This is a genomic window from Micromonospora sp. NPDC048063 (genome assembly GCF_043202855.1).
In the GTDB taxonomy this organism is placed as follows: domain Bacteria; phylum Actinomycetota; class Actinomycetes; order Mycobacteriales; family Micromonosporaceae; genus Micromonospora.
Genome location: NZ_JBIDBG010000003.1, coordinates 568,598 through 585,234 on the forward strand (window position 1 = coordinate 568,598; position 16,637 = coordinate 585,234).

At 71.7% G+C, this 16,637-nt stretch carries 18 protein-coding genes and 1 pseudogene; 11 read left to right on the forward strand and 8 right to left on the reverse strand.

Translation table 11 applies throughout. The features are described 5' to 3' along the window. Positions 1-483: 483 nt before the first annotated feature. The 3 genes and pseudogenes from ACGFZ2_RS10995 to ACGFZ2_RS11005 form a co-directional block, all read right to left on the reverse strand. A complete protein-coding gene (locus ACGFZ2_RS10995) occupies positions 484-1,146 on the reverse strand; it encodes a hypothetical protein (RefSeq protein ID WP_393452279.1) in 663 nt (220 codons plus the stop codon). A gap of 309 nt (positions 1,147-1,455) precedes the next feature. Next, a pseudogene (locus ACGFZ2_RS11000) lies at positions 1,456-1,784 on the reverse strand (hypothetical protein). A gap of 138 nt (positions 1,785-1,922) precedes the next feature. Continuing rightward, positions 1,923-2,162: a GntR family transcriptional regulator gene (locus ACGFZ2_RS11005; RefSeq protein ID WP_067313483.1), complete on the reverse strand. Its 240-nt coding sequence runs from the start codon at positions 2,160-2,162 to the stop codon at positions 1,923-1,925. 418 nt (positions 2,163-2,580) lie between these two features. On the opposite strand from ACGFZ2_RS11005, the gene ACGFZ2_RS11010 reads away from it, so the two are divergent. The 3 genes from ACGFZ2_RS11010 to ACGFZ2_RS11020 all read left to right on the forward strand — a co-directional run bounded on the left by ACGFZ2_RS11010 (position 2,581) and on the right by ACGFZ2_RS11020 (position 4,528). Further along, positions 2,581-2,799, forward strand: coding sequence for a flavin reductase (locus ACGFZ2_RS11010; protein ID WP_393452282.1), 219 nt, complete (start codon positions 2,581-2,583; stop codon positions 2,797-2,799). After that, positions 2,796-2,969, forward strand: a complete 174-nt coding sequence (locus ACGFZ2_RS11015) for a hypothetical protein (protein ID WP_393452284.1) — start codon at positions 2,796-2,798, stop codon at positions 2,967-2,969. Before ACGFZ2_RS11010 ends, ACGFZ2_RS11015 begins: the two co-directional genes overlap by 4 nt. Positions 2,970-3,217: 248 nt before the next feature. Then, a complete protein-coding gene (locus tag ACGFZ2_RS11020; RefSeq protein WP_393452286.1) occupies positions 3,218-4,528 on the forward strand; it encodes a low temperature requirement protein A in 1,311 nt (436 codons plus the stop codon). An 81-nt stretch (positions 4,529-4,609) separates the two neighbouring features. Here the strand turns inward: ACGFZ2_RS11020 and ACGFZ2_RS11025 are convergent, their stop codons facing one another. Next, positions 4,610-5,068, reverse strand: coding sequence for an iron chaperone (locus ACGFZ2_RS11025; RefSeq protein ID WP_393452288.1), 459 nt, complete (start codon positions 5,066-5,068; stop codon positions 4,610-4,612). Positions 5,069-5,191: 123 nt separating this feature from the next. Continuing rightward, positions 5,192-5,647: a carboxymuconolactone decarboxylase family protein gene (locus ACGFZ2_RS11030; RefSeq protein ID WP_393452290.1), complete on the reverse strand. Its 456-nt coding sequence runs from the start codon at positions 5,645-5,647 to the stop codon at positions 5,192-5,194. A 163-nt stretch (positions 5,648-5,810) separates the two neighbouring features. Between ACGFZ2_RS11030 and ACGFZ2_RS11035 the strand changes: the two genes are divergently transcribed. Then, positions 5,811-8,057: an ATP-binding protein gene (locus tag ACGFZ2_RS11035; protein ID WP_393452293.1), complete on the forward strand. Its 2,247-nt coding sequence runs from the start codon at positions 5,811-5,813 to the stop codon at positions 8,055-8,057. 78 nt (positions 8,058-8,135) lie between these two features. Here the strand turns inward: ACGFZ2_RS11035 and ACGFZ2_RS11040 are convergent, their stop codons facing one another. Together ACGFZ2_RS11040 and ACGFZ2_RS11045 are read right to left on the reverse strand one after the other, a co-directional pair. Next, complete coding sequence (locus tag ACGFZ2_RS11040) at positions 8,136-8,882, reverse strand: HNH endonuclease family protein (RefSeq protein WP_393452296.1); 747 nt, start codon at positions 8,880-8,882, stop codon at positions 8,136-8,138. A gap of 59 nt (positions 8,883-8,941) precedes the next feature. Continuing rightward, a complete protein-coding gene (locus tag ACGFZ2_RS11045; RefSeq protein WP_393267735.1) occupies positions 8,942-9,469 on the reverse strand; it encodes a dihydrofolate reductase family protein in 528 nt (175 codons plus the stop codon). A gap of 190 nt (positions 9,470-9,659) precedes the next feature. Here ACGFZ2_RS11045 and ACGFZ2_RS11050 point away from each other — a divergent pair, with 190 nt between their 5' ends. The 6 genes from ACGFZ2_RS11050 (at position 9,660) to ACGFZ2_RS11075 (ending at position 14,811) form a co-directional block, all read left to right on the forward strand. Then, the gene (locus ACGFZ2_RS11050) at positions 9,660-10,340 is read left to right on the forward strand and encodes a M23 family metallopeptidase (RefSeq protein WP_393452299.1); all 681 of its coding nucleotides are present in this window, start codon (positions 9,660-9,662) and stop codon (positions 10,338-10,340) included. 62 nt (positions 10,341-10,402) lie between these two features. Continuing rightward, a complete protein-coding gene (locus ACGFZ2_RS11055) occupies positions 10,403-10,879 on the forward strand; it encodes a macro domain-containing protein (protein ID WP_393267729.1) in 477 nt (158 codons plus the stop codon). A 216-nt stretch (positions 10,880-11,095) separates the two neighbouring features. Continuing rightward, positions 11,096-11,569 carry a molybdenum cofactor biosysynthesis protein gene (locus ACGFZ2_RS11060; protein WP_393267726.1) on the forward strand — a complete coding sequence of 158 codons (474 nt, stop codon included), beginning with the start codon at positions 11,096-11,098 and terminating at the stop codon, positions 11,567-11,569. A 432-nt stretch (positions 11,570-12,001) separates the two neighbouring features. After that, complete coding sequence (locus ACGFZ2_RS11065; protein ID WP_393267723.1) at positions 12,002-12,634, forward strand: hypothetical protein; 633 nt, start codon at positions 12,002-12,004, stop codon at positions 12,632-12,634. A gap of 65 nt (positions 12,635-12,699) precedes the next feature. Next, positions 12,700-13,731, forward strand: coding sequence for an MBL fold metallo-hydrolase (locus ACGFZ2_RS11070; protein ID WP_393452302.1), 1,032 nt, complete (start codon positions 12,700-12,702; stop codon positions 13,729-13,731). Between the two features lie 114 nt (positions 13,732-13,845). Beyond that, positions 13,846-14,811 (forward strand): ion transporter, encoded by a 966-nt coding sequence (locus tag ACGFZ2_RS11075; RefSeq protein ID WP_393452305.1) that lies wholly within the window; start codon positions 13,846-13,848, stop codon positions 14,809-14,811. Between the two features lie 21 nt (positions 14,812-14,832). Here ACGFZ2_RS11075 and ACGFZ2_RS11080 read toward each other — a convergent pair whose 3' ends face one another. Next, complete coding sequence (locus ACGFZ2_RS11080) at positions 14,833-16,047, reverse strand: endonuclease (protein ID WP_393452308.1); 1,215 nt, start codon at positions 16,045-16,047, stop codon at positions 14,833-14,835. 128 nt (positions 16,048-16,175) lie between these two features. On the opposite strand from ACGFZ2_RS11080, the gene ACGFZ2_RS11085 reads away from it, so the two are divergent. Beyond that, on the forward strand, positions 16,176-16,517 hold the full coding sequence (locus ACGFZ2_RS11085; protein WP_393452311.1) for an MmcQ/YjbR family DNA-binding protein: 342 nt from the start codon (positions 16,176-16,178) through the stop codon (positions 16,515-16,517). The last annotated feature ends 120 nt before the right edge of the window (positions 16,518-16,637 follow it).

Here is a 16,637-nt window from a genome sequence, read left to right on the forward strand (position 1 = left end):
CTCCGCTGTCGCTCCACGCCGGCCACGCAACACGCCCGGCGGCTGGCGCGGAGAGCGGGGGAGCCCGGGGGCCGCCGCAGACGGGGTAGCTCGGGAAATGATGAAGGTTCGTCGCCGGCAGCCGGCCGCGCCGCGCCCGAGCGACGCGGCGCAGGGAAGGGCACGCCGGTCCGCGCGGCGAGTCGCGCCGGTGGTCGGGTCGCGGTCACTGCGCCTCCGGCGGGGGCGCAACGACTCCAGGATGGCCTGGGCTCCGTCCGCGCCTTGCGGTCCGTGGGTGGTTGCGCAGGGCCATCCCGCCAGCCGACGACCCGGGCGAGCCGAGCAGACCACCGCCCGGCCCGCCAGCGTCCGTCCGTGCGTCAAGGCCCGCTTGACGTGGCGGACCGGGCGGCGGCCCGCTCCCCAGGAGGGCGGGTCGGCGGCAGACGGGATGGCAAGGCCAGCGGTGGGTTTGGACCCACCCAGGGACGCCGGCCGAGGCTATCGGTCCCACCGATCGGCGTACGGTAGGCCAAGCAGCCGCATGTGGTCGTGTAACTCGGTCGACGCGTCGTGCTCCCGCAGTGCGGCCGGCGCCTGTCGTAGCACCCACAGCGACAGCGCGGGGCACCACGTGTCCTCGTTGTGCCAACTCGACCAAGGGAGCGTGTCGCCCAGCAGGTCGTACATCCACTCGTCTACGGCCGTGACCAGCCGCCGCCGCGCCACCGTGTCGGCCAGCAGCTCTGCCCAGACGGTCAACCACGGGGTGAGCTTCGTGGTGATCTCGGCGAGAAGCGTCAGGGCCTCATGGGCGGGCACCTTTGCATCGGGCTCGACCAGGACGTGCAGCCACCAGGCGTCCAGGAATTCCCGCAGGGCGTCCCGTTGTCCGGTGGGCCACTCCTGCCATCGGCCGGCGGTGAACAACCGTCCGAGGCTCTCCATCCCGGCCATTGGCTCTACTCGGCCCGCCACGAGGCCCTGGGTCAGTTGGGGCAGGATCCGGCGCAGCAGTGGCCCGGGGTAGTGCCAGCCTGTGGTCCAGTAGGTGCGGCGGAGCAGGTCGTCGTCAAGCGGCACGTCCGGGGTCTTGAGCAGTGCCAGTTCCTCCGCGCTGCCCCAGTGGCACTCGCAGTTGGACTCCTGCCGGTGGGCCGTCATGCCCTGGAAGGTGGCGGCCACACCCGACAGCGCCATATCCAGGCGGCGGCTTACGTCAGTCGGATCAGGGATCATGGTGAATCCGCCTTCGAGGACTCCGGAGGCGTATACCTGCCGAAGAGAGGATCCTAGAGCCGTACGAGCCCCGCGCGTGCCTGGGGTCAAGGAGGCTTGGGCTGGGTGACCAACTGGGTGACGACGGGCCCGGGCAGCGCCGGACGTCCATGGACTCCGGTGGATCATTGGGGCAGCTCGTCCTGCTGTTGACGCAGCTCGACGACGGCCGGTGGTTCCTTAGGGACGAAGGGGTCACGTAATGAAGGTGTCGTCCGGTCTCATGATTTCGTCCCGCACGAGCGGTACCAACGCCGACGAGCCGCCATCGTCCACGGCGACTGACATTCGGACCCGGCCGTCGCCGTCGTCAATGGCGTAGCTGACCACGGTGTACCGCTTGCCGTCCTCGCCCACGACCAGGCGCATGTCCTTGTCGTCGAGCATTGCGCGCCACTCGTCATAGCCCCTGCGTCGCCATTCCGCCAGGCGCGCCTCCGCGAGCTGCGCTGCGATCTCCTTGTTCAGCCCCATGCGCTCACTCTCCCACCCTGACCGGCTGTCGACAGCAACGGTGACAGCAACGGCCCTCGACACGGACGGCCGCCGGCCGCCGGGCGCGGACAGCCGTCAGAGGTCGCGGACGCGGATGAACCCCGCCGGACGAAGCGCCTAGAACTTACAAGCGAGGGGTCCCGACTGCCGTCTGACGTAGGGAGGGCCTACTCGGCAACGAAGACCCCTACGCCGGGCAGCGTCTCTGTCATGCCTTTGATCCGTAGGACCTGCATTGCGCGGTCGATCACGGGCTCTGTAACGCCGTAGTGCTCGATCAACTCGCGGCGACTGGGCAGCTTGGAGCCCGGCGGAAACTCGCCGGTCGCGATGCGTTCGGCGAGGTCGTCGGCGATCTGCTCGTAGCGGTAACGCGGTGGCACGGTGTTCCCCTCGGTTGGCAACACGAGTAGACCACCTACGTCAGCCCTTGACTACCCAACGGTACCTATGGGAGGTTGCCGAGGAGGTCGATTCCCCCGGTTGGCGCTGTGGGTCGTCCTCGCCGGCGTGGATGTCCGGCGCATCCCCCGCGATCGGGCATCCACGCCCCCGGACACCTGCGGCACAAGGAGGCGGCAGTGCTCCCTTCCGTCTGCCCAACTCGACGGCTCCCGGCCCCAGTCGTTGTGGCGAGCCGATGAAGCGGGTCTCGTACGACGAGTACGTCCTGGCGGCAGCGCTAACCCTCGCCCGTCGGCACCGACCCGTGTGGTCGTGGCGGCACTGGCGACACGTCTGCCGCTGCGGCGCGACCCTGCCGTGCCGAAGCCGCCACCGCATCCCTATCAACCGCGGTCACTGGCCCAGCCAGGACGGGCCGCGATGACTACTCACCATCCGATCAAGCCGGCTTGGTCCTGCGGCGGCTGTGCGGGAGAGTGGCCCTGCCCGACCCGCCGACGGGAGCTGCGAGCCGAGTACGACCGCGCCCCGGTGTCGCTGGCCCTCTATCTGGCTGCCCAGTTCGTCGACGCCGCCCAGGACCTGGCCCACGTCCCCGCCGGCCACCTGCACTACCGGTTCCTCGGCTGGCTGCGGTGAGCATCCTGCGTCCCGGCGACGAGAAGTTCCACTACAGCGACGGCTCCCACAAGTGGATCCCGCCCGACCCGGACTACGACCAAGAGGTCTGGGACGAGCAGGTCCGCCAGCACAAGCAGGGCCACCTGAAAAACGAGCAGCCCAAGGTGCGCATCCAGCGCCTCGTCTGATGCCAGCAGTACAGCAGCGAAGTACAGCAACCGTGCCAGCCGAACCGGACCAGGACGAGCCCCAGCAGGCCAGACGACCTCGTATCGAGCCCGCTCCGACCGTCTCGCCGAGAGTTCACACCGAGGGGATCACTGGTTCGATCCCAGGATTCCCGGAAACGGGAGGGGCCTTTCTGCTGTCGTACAGCAGCGGGGTCGACCTGTCATAACCGCAGCTCGGCCCCGGCCCGGCTGCAAGACTCCCAAGGATGAGCAGCGACGGGGAGCGTTCAGGAAGGCGGCGGCTGGAGCCGGCCGCGCCGGGGAGCAAGGTGACCCCGCTGGAACTCTTCTACGACCTGGTCTTCGTCTTCGCCTTTCTCAACGTGACGGCGACGAACGCCAAATACCTCACCCCGACCGCGTTGGTGAAGAGCCTTCTGATCCTGGCCCTGCTCTGGTTCGCCTGGACCACCTTCGTCGCGTTGGGCAACGTCGTACGCGTCGACCAGGGTGTCATGCCCCTGGTCGGGTTCGCGACCATGATCGTCGTCTTCGTGCTGGCGGTGACGATCCCGGACGCCTTCTCGGACGCGCCGCACGGGCTGCCGGGAGACCTGGTCTTCGCCACCTGCTATTTCCTGCTACGGGCGCTCCAGGTGCTGGCCCTCTGGCACACCGTGCGTGGCGACCGGCAGTTGCGCCGCCGGTGGTCGGGGCTCGTCGCGCCAGCGCTGGTCAGCACGGCGCTGCTGCTCGTCGCCGCACTCGTGCCGCAGCGGCTCTTCACCGGCACCGCCGAGTTCGGCGCCCGGGCCGGCCTGTGGCTGCTGGCCATCGCCGTCGAGTACACCGTCAGCGCGGTCGTCCGGACCGAGGGCCTGACCATCGTCTCAGCCGGGCACTGGGCGGAACGTCATGCCCAGATCGTCCTGATCGCGCTCGGCGAGTCGGTCATCTCCCTCGGGACAGCTTCCAACCTCGCGGTGGGATGGCCGCCCACCTGGCCCATCATTCTCGCCTCCGCGCTCGGCATCGTCCTGATCTCGGCGCTCTGGTGGGTCTACTTCGACGTCCGCGCCATCGCCGCCGAACACATGCTGCACGGCGCCCGGGGCCGCACGCGGGCCGCGCTCGCCCGGGACGCCTACACCTACCTGCACCTGCCGATGATCGCCGGGATCATCCTGTTCGCCCTCGGGCTCAAGCGGGTCCTCACCAACATCGCCGAGCCCACGGTGCCCAGTTTCGAGGATGTGCTCAGCGGAGCCGAGGTCTACGTCCTGTACGGCGGAGTCATCCTCTACCTCCTGGCGGTGCAGGGCTTCGAGCGCCGCGCCGTCCGCCGGTCCGACTGGTTCCAGGTGGCCAGGATCATGCTCCTGACGGCGCTGATTCCGGTGGCGGACCGGCTGTCCGCCATCGCCGCACTGACCCTCCTGGTGCTGGTCGCCACCGCCCTGATCGTCGCGCAGAGCATCCGCACCAGGCAGCTCCGTCGGCGCGTACGCACATCCAGGCTTGCCGAACAGCGGGAACTGGAGGCTGAGGAGACGACGTGGCGTCGCCGGCACCGATGACCGCGCACGCTGTGACCGGAACAGGCGGCGTGCGGATCGGGTGCCGGCGACGGCCTCGGTGGGTCGTGGAGAGCCCGCTGCTCAGCTCACCGCCTGCTTCACGAGCGCGCCGATCCTGGCCTCGACGTCGGCGGTCAGCTCGGTCAGCGCGAAGTAGGTCGGCCACATGACGCCCTCGTCGAGGTTTGCATCGTCACTGAAGCCGAGCACCGCGTACCGCGTCTTGAACTTCGCCGCGCTCTGGAAGAAGCAGACCACCTTGCCGTCGCGGGCGTACGCGGGCATCCCGTACCACAGCTTGGACGTGAGGACCGGCGCGTTGGCCTTGATCAGGGTGTGCAGGCGCTCGGCGATCACGCGGTCGGACTCCGACATCTCGGCGATCTTCGCGAGCACCTCGCTTTCCGTGTCGGCCTTGGCGCCCCGCCGAGCGCCCTTCTTCAGCTCCTTGGCGCGCTCCTTCATCGCGCCGCGCTCCTCGTCGGTGAAACCGTCGTACTTCTCGCCGTTCGCGATGGGGGTCTTCGTCGTGGTCGACATGACAACGTCCTCTCGGTGACGTGTGGGCTTCGGGGGTACTGGTCGGTGGAGCCCTCTCCGGGGCCGACTTCCACCGGTTGGTTCAGCGTTGACCGGTCTCTTCGGCCTTGATCAGCAACAAGGTCACCAGGTGCCCGCCTGCTGGCGGGTCGGCGCGTTGAGCCGGTTGAAGGCGTTGGTGATCGCGATGTTGAGCAGCAGCGCGGCCAACTCCTTCTGGTCGAAGTGCGTGGCGGCCACGTCCCACACCTGGTCCGGCACCGGGTCCGGCTGGTCGGCGAGCCGGGTCACGGCCTCGGTCAGGGCCAGCGCGGCGCGCTCCTCGTCGCTGAACCAGGGCGTCTCCCGCCACGCGGCGACGGCGTGCACCTGGTCCGCGCTCGCGCCGTGCTGGCGGGCCTGGTGGACGCCCCCGGCCACACACGGGCCGCAGCCGTTGATCTGGCTGGCCCGCAGGTGGCTCAGCGCCAGCAGCTTGCCGTCGACCCCGGCGCCCGCGATGGCTCTGTTGACCGCCATCAGGGCCTCCATCGCCTCGGGGACCAGAACCGCCGGGTTCGGCATGCGCTCGGTCGACATCGCTTCTCCTTCGTCGTGGGTGTCTCTGACAGGAGCCATCCGACCACCGGCGCGCCGGATCCCGCGCGGTCCGTGGGACACCGTGGGACACGGAGAACGTGGTCCAGCAGCGCAAACGCATCGCCGATCCGGGTCCGTGGTCCGGGACGGTACGGTGTTGCGCGTGTCCAGCCCCCAGGAGCGACTGGTGGCTCAGCTCGCCCGGCTCAAGGAGCTGAGCGGGCTCAGCCTGCGCGCTCTCGCCCGCCAGGCTGGTCTGAGCAGCTCGTCGCTGTCGCGGTACCTGACCGGTCAGCTCGTGCCGCCGTGGGAGGCCGTCGTGGCGCTGTGCCGGGTGGTGGGCCGCGACCCCCGGCCACTGCGCGCGGTGTGGGCCGAGGCGGCCAGGGGCGGCGCGGCGCCCGCCCCGCGCCGCAACGATCTGCCGGCCGACCTGTTCGACTTCACCGGCCGGGAAGCGGAGTCCGCGCTGGTCGAGGAGCTGCTGTGCACTACCGGCGCGGTCGCGATCGACGGCATGGCGGGCGTGGGCAAGACCAGCCTGGCCGTGCACGTGGCCCATCGGCTCGCCCCGACGTATCCGGACGGCGGGCTCTACCTCGACCTGCACGGCTTCACTCCGGGCCAGGAGCCGCTGGAGCCGCAGGCCGCGCTGGGCCGGCTGCTGGGCGCGTTGGACGTGACGCACCCCCCGGCCGGCGCCACCGAACGCGCGGCGCTCTGGCGGTCGGAGCTGTCCCGCCGGCGGGCTCTCGTCGTGCTCGACAACGCGGTCGACGCGGAGCAGGTGCGCCCGCTGCTGCCCGGCGCGGGGAAGTCCGCGGTCCTGGTCACCAGCCGCCACCGGCTGGTCAGCCTGGACGGGGTGCCGCCGGTGTCCCTGGAGCCGCTGGCCAACGACGACGCGGCTCACCTGTTCGGCCGGGCGGCCGGGCTCGCGCTCTCCGAAGAGGAAGCGGTCAGCCAGGTGCTGCGGCAGTGCGGCGGGCTCCCCCTGGCGCTACGGATGGCGGGCGCCCGGCTTCGCCACCGCCCGGGCTGGACGGTGGCGGTGCTGGCCGAGCGGCTGCGCGACACCGCCAACCGCTTCGACTCGGTGTTCGGCATGTCGCTCCGGCAGCTCGACGCCGTCCAGCGCCGCGTGTTCCGGCTGCTGGGCGTCCTGCCGGGCGCCGACTTCGACGCGGCGGTGGTGGGCGCGCTCACCGACCTGCCGCCCGGCCGGATCGGCGCGGCGCTGGAGGAGCTGGTCGACGCCCACCTGGTCCAGGAGCCGTCGCCCGGGCGGTACCGGATGCACGACCTGATCCGGCAGTACGCGGCGGACATCGCCGCCGAGGAGGAGCCACAGGCCGACGCCGCCCTGCGCCGGGTCCTCAAGCACTATCTGGCGCAGGCGGTCGCCCACGATCAGACGCTGCCCTCGCCGTACCGCAAGGAGCCCTCGCCGGGAGATCCGGCGGAGGCCATGGCCTGGTTCGACCTCGAGTACGTCAACCTGGTGGCCTGCTTCGACGCCGCCGTGCGGCTCGGCGTGGACGAGGTGGTGGCCGAACTGCCGCAGGCCATGCGGGTGTGGTTCTTCCGGCACCGCGGAACCGACGACCAGGCGCGCCTGCTCGAAGCGGCCGCAGCCGCCGCGGCACGTCTCGGCCGCGACCAGCAGCGGGCTTCGCTGCTCGCGGACCTCGGCTACGCCTGTGCCGCCGCCGGCCGCCTCACCGAGGCGCTCTCCGCCTATGAGCTGGCGGAGCAGTCAGGGCCGGACGACGACATCGCGGCTGCCCTGGCGCTGCGCACCGGCCTCGTGCTCCGGGATCTCGGTGAACTCGAAGCGGCACAGGCGCACTTCCGGCGGGCACGCGAGCTGTTCGAGAAGATCGGGCGCCGTGCCGGGCAGTCCCAGGCGTTGGCCTTCGACGGATGGGTGACACTTTACCTCGGGCGGCACCATGAAGCCGTCGAACTCGCCCGGGCATCCGTCGCCCTGGCGGACGGGCCCGCACAGATCACCGGGCTGGTCACCCTCGGTGTCGCACTGGCACCCGACGATCCGACGGAGTCGCTGCGAACGCTGCACGACGCGTTACGGCTGTCCGAGCAGAACAATCTTCAACACAACCAGGCGTGGTGCCACAACTATCTCGGTGTCGCGCTGCGGGTCATGGGTTCACCCGAGAGGGCGCTCGAACACCACCAGCGGGCCCTCGAGCTGCTGGAGCCGCTGGCCGAGGTGCAGATGGAGATCGACTTCCTGCACACCTATGCCGAGACGTGCCGCGCGGCGGGTCGCTGTGACGAGGCGCTGGCGCTGCTCGACCGGACCATCGAGTTCGCGCGTGCCCTGGGCCGGCCGTACGACGAGAAGCGCGCCCGGGCGGCGCGGGAGATCGTGCGCGCCGCACGCTGAGCCATCGCCACCGTCCGTACGCCAACGGCCTGCCCGGCCGGCCCGGAGGACGGCGGACCGGCCGGGTGGGTCGCGCTGTCAGTAGGCGTAGGTGCCGGAGATGGTGACGTTGGGGCAGTTGTTGGCCCAGTCGGTCAGGGCGCTCTTCTCGGCGCTGTCGACGGTGAGCCGCCAGCGGATCTTCACCGCGACCCACTCGTTGATGTAGCGGCAGCGGGCGGAGGGGTAGGGCGGCATCCAGGTGGCGGGGTCCTGGTCCCCCTTGGCCTGGTTGACGTTGTCGGTGACGGCGAGCAGGGCCCGGCTGTCGCCCAGGTCGTTGGCGAAGGCCTGGCGGCGGCTGGACGTCCAGTTGCGGGCTCCGGAGTCCCAGGCTTCGGCGAGGGCGACCATGTGGTCGATGTCGAGGTCGCTGGTGAGGGTCCAGTAGGCGTCGTCGTAGTAGGAGTACCAGCGGCCACCGGACAGGGTGCAGGTGCCGCTGATGCTCGGCCTGGTGGTGGCCTCGGCGATGAGAACCTCGTTGCGGGTGTGGCAGCCGTCCCCGTCGGCGTCGATCCAGTGGCGGAACAGGTCGCGGCTGTAGCCGGTGCGTACCTCGGTGGCGACGGGGAGATCGGCGACGGCGGTGGTGAGCGAGGCCGAGTAGCTGGCGGCCCAGGCGGGCTGGGCGACGCCGAGGGTGGCGGCCAGGATCGCGGCGAGGCTGACGGCCGTTGCGCGCAGGGTGCGGGTCATGGTGCTCCGTCCGGGTGAGAGCAGGTGGTTGCCGTTCTCATATAGACAGAGATGAAAGTGATCGTCCAGATCGATATCCGTGAACATCCGGTGACCGTTGCCCGATTCAGGGAAACGACGAGTGGCTGTAGGGGCCACACCACCGCTCAGTAGACGACGCTGTACCAGTGCGCGGTCTCGCCGGGAATCGGCGCCAACCGCACCTCGGTGCCGCCCGGGTGGTCGAACATGCGTACCCCGTCGCCGAGCAGCACCGGGGCGAAGAACATCAGGACCTCGTCGAGCAGCCCGGCCTCGATGCACTGCTGGGCGACGTTCGCGCCGAGGATGTTCACGTACTTGTCGCCGGCGGCCTCCCTGGCCTGCGCGACAGCGCTGTGCAGGTCACCGACGAACGTGACGCCCGGGTGTGGTGCGGCCGGCGGCCGGTGGGTGAGCACGAACACCGGCCCGTGGTACTGGCCGCCGAACGCGCCCTCGCTGTCGGTGCCGCGGTTCGGGTCGTCGCCGCCGAAGGTGCGGTTGCCGGCCAGGATCGCGCCGACGTCGGCCAGCAGGCGCTCCGCCGTCGGGTTCCCGCCGGCAAGGTAAGCAGTCAGCCAGGACATGTCGCCGCCCGGGCCGGCGATGTAGCCGTCGAGCGACGCCGTCGCCGAGTACAGCAGCTTGGCCATGAGGGCTCCTTTCGCAGTGGTCACTGAATAGACGGCCGGCGGCCGGAAAAGTAGTCGCCACGCCGAGGGCGGGTAGACGGCGCGGACACCGTCCTCGTCCTCCGTCGGGTCAAGGCCCTCACCTACCGGACCCGCTGACCCGGCCGGGCTCCGCGCCCGCGTCTTGCCGGCGTCTGCCATGCTCTGGACGGTGACCACCGGCCACCCGACCAGTCCCCGCAGCCGCAGCCGCAAGGGCAGCCGCCGCCGCGTCCGGAGCCGTACCGCCCGCCGGGCCATCCTGCTCGGCGCGGTCGCTGCCGTCGCCGCCATCGTCGTCGTCCTCGCCGTGGTCGTCGTGCCGTTGCTGCGGCCGCCCGGTCCGCGCCCGCTCTTCCAGCTCCCCGTCGCCTGCGGCGAGACCTGGCAGCTCGGCACCTATCCCGGCCACGACGACTACGACGTCGACCTGTTCCCCACCGACGGCGAGGCGTGGGGGCGACCGGTGCTCGCGTCCTACGCCGGCACGGTCACCGTGGCCGGGATCAACGGGTCGCTGGGCGGCCGCACCCCCGACAACCCGAACGGTCCGCGCGGTCGCGGCGGCGGTTACTGGGTGAAGATCGACCACGGCGGCAGGTGGGAGACGCAGTACCTGCACCTGCTCGAACCGCCCCTGGTGCGGGAGGGTCAGCGGGTCGCCCAGGGTGAGCAGATCGGGCGGCTCGGCAGCACCGGCAACTCGGGCGCGCCGCACCTGCACTACGAGCAGCGCCGGGGCTGGGAGAAGGTCGAGAGCCACTTCGACGGCGAGCCGTCCGGCATCACCCACGACGACACCGAATACACGGTCAGGCGTACGAGCAACAACTGCGCCCCCGGGCAACGGTAGCCGCTGTGCCGGTGCGGTAATTTGCTGCCGGAGCGTCGTACGCGGCTGGCATGCTGGCCGGCGTGACACCGTTGAGGATCATCAAGGGTGATGCGACCAGCCCCCAGGCCAAGGGCCCGAAGGTGATCGCGCACATCTGCAACGACCTCGGCGGCTGGGGCAGGGGCTTCGTGGTGGCGATCTCCCGTCGCTGGCCCCAGCCCGAACGCGACTACCGCGACTGGCACCGGCACCGTGCGAGCAACGACTTCGCCCTCGGCGCGACCCGCCTGGTGCGGGTCACGCCGGACGTGTGGGTGGCGAACATGGTCGGCCAGCGCGGCATCAGGACCGGCAGCGGCGGCCCGCCCATTCGCTACGACGCCGTCGAACGCTGCCTGACGTCGCTCGCCGACCAGGCGCAGGCGTTGGGGGCGTCGGTGCACATGCCCCGGATCGGTTGCGGGCTCGCCGGCGGTACCTGGAACCGGATGGAACCCGTCATCGAGCGCACCCTCTGTGCGCGAGACATCGCCGTGACGGTGTACGACCACGGGTGACGGCGTCGCCGGGAACTGGTCGTGCCGGAGCGCCGCGCCCGCCCACGTCACACCGGGCGGCCGACAGCCTGGCGCCGGTGCTCGACTGGTCCGTCCAGGCCCTCCGTGCCCGGCTGCCGGCGCGGCCCTCGGCGAACGGTCGAGCCGCTTCCCCGGGGAGTCCTGACCCGGCCAACGGGGGGTTCGCGCTCGGTGACCGCTTCGTAGACTCCGGTCATGCCGCGGATCGTGCAGTTGCTGGCCTCGCCGGTGCACCGCTACGTGGGCCGCCCTGCGGACGGCCCGGCGCCGGCGCCGCCCGGCGAGCTGGTCGAGGAGGTCCGGATCCGGGCGGGCCTGGGCATCGTCGGCGACCGGTACTTCGGCAGGCCTGCGCACCGGGAGGCGAGCGTCACCGTGATCGCGCTGGAGTCGTTGCCGCCCGGTGTCGACCTGGTGCAGGTCCGGCGGAACGTCCTCACCGCCGGCATCGCCGTGGACGAACTGGTCGGGTCGGTGTTGACCCTGGACTCGGGGGAGGGCCCGGTCAGGCTGCGGGTCAACCGGCCGGCACACCCCTGCGCCTGGATGGACGTCACCGTCGGGCCCGGCGCGTGGAAGGCGCTGCGCGGCCGGGGCGGCGTCCGCTGCACGCCCCTGAACGACGGTGTCCTGCGCGTCGGCCCGGTCGACGTCACGGTCGAGGGGTAGCCGGGCCGGGCCTCGGTCCGACCTGTCCCGGCGGGGCGACAGCCACGCCGCCGGCACCACCCGTTCCGACCACTGTCGACCTGCCCCACCGGGTGGGGCACCAGTCACCACGAGGCCCAGCGCACCGGTCGTCGACTGCCTGGGACCGGCGGCTTCGACTCTGCACAAGGCCGGGCGGGTGGGCGGACGTAGGGCCGACTCGGCGAGCTGGTCCGGTCTCATGGACGGGGCAGCTCGACAGCGCGCCGCGGGCACACCCCGCACCCGGCTGGGCGGCGTCGGCCGCCAGCGGGGCGGGTGTCACCCGGAGGCGGGTGGCGCGGTCCGGCCTCTGTCTCGCCGGTCGGCCCGGGGAGCGGAGAAGTCCCGGGGAGCGGAGACGTCCCGGCGGCGGTGAGCGCGGATCGCGAGGATGCCTCTACGATTCGGCGTATGGCGCTGCTGCACCGGGCGGAACTGCACCCGTCGAAACTGGAACTCCTGGCGGCGTGGCTGCCCGGCCGGCCGTGGTACCAGGGGCCCGACGACGCCGACGTCGTCCGCGTGGCGGCCTACCGGTTCGACGACCCGGCTGGCGAGGTCGGCATCGAGACGATGCTCGTCCGGGCCGGCGACGGGCCGATCCACCAGGTCCCGCTCACGTACCGGGGCGCTCCGCTGGACGGCGGCGACGAGTGGCTGGTCGGCACCACGGAGCACTCGGTGCTCGGCCGCCGCTGGGTCTACGACGCCTGCGGCGACCCCGTCTACGCCGCGGCGCTCGCGGGCGCCGTGCTCGCCGGCACTGGTCAGGCGGAGGAGTTCATCGAGATCGACGGCCGGCTGGAGCGCCGCGAGCCCAGCATGACCATCACCGGCGGTGGCACCTCCGGTGCCGACGCCCCGGCCGTGGGCGCGCTGCGGCAGGTGGTGCCGGACGACCCGACGCTCATCGTCACGGACGCCGTCGACCTGGTCGTCGTGCGTCGCCTCGACGGCGGAAGCCGGCCGGAGGGCGCCACGCTGACCGGCGCCTGGGCGGGCCAGCCGACTCCGCTGCCGTTGGCGTACGCCCGGCCGCGCTGACGCCCACCGGCGCACCCGCCGGACCCGGACCCGGACCGGCCCGGACGGGAACTATGGTCGGGGCCATGACCTCGGACGACGGCAGCCCCGACGACTGGACCACGCCCGGCACGTTCGAGGTCGCCCCCGGGGTCTGGCGCGTGCCGCTGCCGCTGCCCGATGACGGCCTGCGGGCGGTGAACGTGTACGTCCTGCGCCACGACGACGGTCTGGTGCTGGTCGACTCGGGGTGGGCGGTCGCCGGGGCGCGGGCCGCCCTCGACGCGGCGCTGGAGGAGCTGGACTCGACGGTCAAGGACGTCCGCCGCTTCCTCGTGACGCACATGCACCGGGACCACTACACGCAGGCCGTGCACCTGCGCCGCGAGTTCGGCATGCGCGTGAGCCTCGGTGCCGGCGAGCGCCCCAGCCTCGAGGTCACCATGTCGCCGGAGCGGGACCCGCTCGCCGAGCAGCTCGACCGCCTACGGCAGCTCGGCGCGGGCGAGCTGGCCGACACCCTGGCGAGGATCACCCGGGGGCGCGTCCCCGAAGAGGACTGGGAGCTGCCGGACGACTGGTTCCGCGGCGGCGACGAGGTCCGGCACGGCGACCGCACCCTGCACGTCGTCGAGACCCCGGGGCACACCCGCGGTCACGTCGTCTTCCACGACACCGGGTCGCGGCTGCTGTTCGCCGGCGACCACGTGCTGCCCACCATCACGCCGTCGATCGGGTTCGAGCCCGTGCTCTCCGCGAACCCCCTCGGCGACTTCCTCGGCTCGCTCGCGCTGGTGCGGCAGCGGCCCGACGCGCGGCTGCTCCCGGCGCACGGGCCGGTGACCCCGAGCGTGCACGCACGCGTCGACGAGCTGGTCGCGCACCACGGCGCGCGGCTCGACGAGACGGAGGTCGCCGTCGCCCGTGGCGCGCAGTCGGCGTACGAAGTCGCGTCGCGGCTGCGCTGGACCAGGCGGGAACGCGAGCTGGGCGACCTGGACGTGTTCAACCGGATGCTCGCCGTCACCGAGACCGCGGCGCACCTCGAGCTGCTGGTCGCGCAGGGGCGCCTGACCCGGGCCGACGCCGACGGGTTGCGCTGCTACGCGAGCGCCTGAACGCGGCGCGAAAATCGCGTCCCGGGCTCGCCTTTACGCTGTCCGCATGCCTACCCCGCTCCTGCCCGACGACCCGTCCGCGGCCGCCCGGAGCGGCACGGGGGTGTGGGGGCGGTGAGCCGCCCGTCGGTGCCCACCCAGCGGGGTGGCGGGTCGGCGGCTGCGCCCGGGGGCCGGCCGGGCGTGGCGGAACGGTGCGCCCGGATCGCCCGGTCGCGGCCGTTCGAGGTGCTCATCGTCGTGGTCATCATGGCGAACGGGGTGGTGCTCGGCCTCGAGACGTACCCGGACCTCGGCGCCGCGGGACGGGCCCTGCGCTGGTGCGAGTGGCTGTTCCGGCTGGTCTTCGTCGCCGAGATCGCCATCCGGGTGCTGGCGTACGGCCGCCGGCCGCAGGACTTCTTCCGGCACGGCTGGAACGTCTTCGACTTCCTGGTGACGGCGGCGATCTTCATCCCCGGCCTGCACGGCGACTCGGCGCTGCTGCGCTTCGTACGGGTCGCCCGGGTGCTGCGGCTGGTGCGGTTCTCGCCGGGGCTGCGCACGATCGTGGCGGCTCTGTGGCGCAGCATCCCCGGCGTCGCCGGCTTCCTCGCGCTGGCCGCCGTGACCCTCTACGTCTACGGCATGGCCGGCTGGCTGATCTTCGGGGAGCGCTATCCGGAGCAGTACGGCGACATCGGTCGTTCCCTGCTGACCCTGTTCGTGTTGTTGTCGCTGGAGACCCTGCCGGACCTCATCGCGCAGGGCATGGCGGTGTCGCCGTGGACGCTGCTCTACTACGTCAGCTACGTGATGATCACGGTGAACCTGCTGCTGAACATCCTGATCGCCGTCATCGTGAACTCGATGGAGGAGGCCCGTCGGCTGGAGATGACCGAGCGGTTGTCGCCCGACTACGACGAGGACGGCGACGGCGTGCCGGACGAGGTGGACCGGATCGCACTGACCCAGCGGCTGGACGACCTGCGGGCGGTCATCGTCGAGCTGGAACGGGAGCTGCGCATCGACCGGGAGGACGGCCACGGCCCGGCACGCCACCACCACGGCGAACGCGCGGGCGGCCGGCCCCCCGGTTAGGGGACCGGCCGCGGTGTCGGGTCAGCCCCAGATGGCCGTCGCCCACTCCGGATGGTCGACGAACGGGTTCCGGTTGCCCTGCCAGCGCTCGTAGATCCGCTGGTTGCGGCGCTTCTCGAAGGCGTCCGGCGGGTCGAGCTGGTTCCACTGCAGCAGCACCGACATCCGGCCGTGGTACGGGGCGGTGCCGTTGTTGACCGACTGGTTCATCTCCAGGTTGGGCCAGCCGTCGGTGCCCTCGTACCGGATCGCCATGTACATGATCATGCGGGCCACGTCGCCCTTCACCGCGTTGCGCGGCTCCCACGAGTCGGCGTCCGTGTAGCAGCCGGGCGCCTCGGCGACGGGGCTGCCGCCGTTGTCGAAGTCCTTGTTGCCCCGCGTGGAGTTGACCGAGACGTCGGTCGGCCGCAGGTGGTGGACGTCGGTCCCGGGGCCGGTCGCGGTGCCGAAGTCGCCGTGCGACTTGGCCCAGACGTGCTCGCGGTTCCAGTCGTCGGGGTCGCCGCCGTTGCTGGTCTTGCTCTGTGACCGGCCGGTGTAGAGCAGGATAACGTTGTTGGCGTTCGCCGGGTCCTGGTCGGTGTCCCGCAGCGCCTCCCACACCTGGTCGTAGGAGAGCTTGGTGTGCACCTTGATGATCGAGTGCAGCGAGCTGCGCAGCGCCGGGCCGGTCTTGCCGATCGCGCTGGCGTAGTAGGTGGAGTCGTACCCGCCGCCGGGCGAGGTCGGGGACGGGCCCGGAGTCGGCGACTGGGTGGGGCCCGGCGTCGGCGACTGGGTCGGCGAAGGCGTGCCGCCACCGTCGCCGAGGGTCATCGCCGTCGGGTCCTTCAGGCCGCCGTGGCTGAAGTAGGCGGTCAGCGTGCCGGTGGCGGTGACGCGCTGGCCCCGCAGGCCGGGGTTGGTGAGCAGCCCGAAGGTGCTCCGGTACGCGGCGGTGACCTGGACGTAGAGCATCCTGCTCGGGCTGGTCTCGGCCGCCGTGTCGGCGATCGCGATCGCGGTGTCGGACGTGAAACCCGACCTCAGCACGGTCGTGTTGCTGGTCGGTTGGCCGATCACGTAGCCGGTCACGGTCGCCGTCCGACCGTCCTGTGTGGCGAGCGCCTGGGCCACGGTCAGGGTGGTGGCGGCCGAGGCCACCGCCGTCGTCACCACCACGGGCGCCACCAGCACGGCGGCCAGCGCGAACGCCGTCGCGAGCCTTCTGGGCCGCGAGCGGGTACTGCTCATCGTATTCATGGACAGCGATGCTATCGGTGCGGGCGTGAACGCCGGGAGAGCGGGAGCGCAACATTTCGGGCGCGAGCCGTCGGCGGCGCCGGGTCTCCCTCGGCCCGGCCGGCCACTACCGTCGGGGCATGGTCACCGTCGCCGACGTCCGCGCACTGGCACTGACCCTGCCACGGACCACCGAGCACCTCATCCGGGACCGCGTGAAGTTCCGCGTCGGTGCCCTCGTCTACGTCGCGTTCTCCCGGGACGAGACGACGATGGGGTTCGCGTACCCGAAGGAGGAACGTGCCGGGCTCGTCGCCGGCGACCCGGAGCTGTTCTTCCTGCCCGACGCGGCCGACCTGCGCTTCAACTGGGTGTGCTGTCACCTTGACCGGCTCGACCGCGACCACATGACGGAGCTGGTGACGGAGGCCTGGCGGATGGTCGTGCCCAAGTTCCTCGCGCGCCAGCGACTGGGCAGCTGAGGGAGGCGCCCCGACGACCAGCAGCCCGACGGAGAGCACACCGGCGGCCCCGCCGGGACGGCCCGCCGGCAGGAGAATCGCGGCGCGGTCCGCCACGTCGCCGGCCGTCGGACCGTCGGC

What these genes read in the sequence shown, in the direction of transcription:
- ACGFZ2_RS10995 (WP_393452279.1), bottom strand. Translation starts at nt 1,146, where the DNA reads ATGACGGCCCACCGGCAGGAGTCCAACTGCGAGTGCCACTGGGGCAGC.
- ACGFZ2_RS11010 (WP_393452282.1), top strand. Translation starts at nt 2,581, where the DNA reads ATGACTACTCACCATCCGATCAAGCCGGCTTGGTCCTGCGGCGGCTGT.
- ACGFZ2_RS11020 (WP_393452286.1), top strand. Translation starts at nt 3,218, where the DNA reads ATGAGCAGCGACGGGGAGCGTTCAGGAAGGCGGCGGCTGGAGCCGGCC.
- ACGFZ2_RS11025 (WP_393452288.1), bottom strand. Translation starts at nt 5,068, where the DNA reads ATGTCGACCACGACGAAGACCCCCATCGCGAACGGCGAGAAGTACGAC.
- ACGFZ2_RS11030 (WP_393452290.1), bottom strand. Translation starts at nt 5,647, where the DNA reads ATGTCGACCGAGCGCATGCCGAACCCGGCGGTTCTGGTCCCCGAGGCG.
- ACGFZ2_RS11040 (WP_393452296.1), bottom strand. Translation starts at nt 8,882, where the DNA reads ATGTTCACGGATATCGATCTGGACGATCACTTTCATCTCTGTCTATAT.
- ACGFZ2_RS11045 (WP_393267735.1), bottom strand. Translation starts at nt 9,469, where the DNA reads ATGGCCAAGCTGCTGTACTCGGCGACGGCGTCGCTCGACGGCTACATC.
- ACGFZ2_RS11060 (WP_393267726.1), top strand. Translation starts at nt 11,096, where the DNA reads ATGCCGCGGATCGTGCAGTTGCTGGCCTCGCCGGTGCACCGCTACGTG.
- ACGFZ2_RS11065 (WP_393267723.1), top strand. Translation starts at nt 12,002, where the DNA reads ATGGCGCTGCTGCACCGGGCGGAACTGCACCCGTCGAAACTGGAACTC.
- ACGFZ2_RS11070 (WP_393452302.1), top strand. Translation starts at nt 12,700, where the DNA reads ATGACCTCGGACGACGGCAGCCCCGACGACTGGACCACGCCCGGCACG.
- ACGFZ2_RS11080 (WP_393452308.1), bottom strand. Translation starts at nt 16,047, where the DNA reads ATGAGCAGTACCCGCTCGCGGCCCAGAAGGCTCGCGACGGCGTTCGCG.
- ACGFZ2_RS11085 (WP_393452311.1), top strand. Translation starts at nt 16,176, where the DNA reads ATGGTCACCGTCGCCGACGTCCGCGCACTGGCACTGACCCTGCCACGG.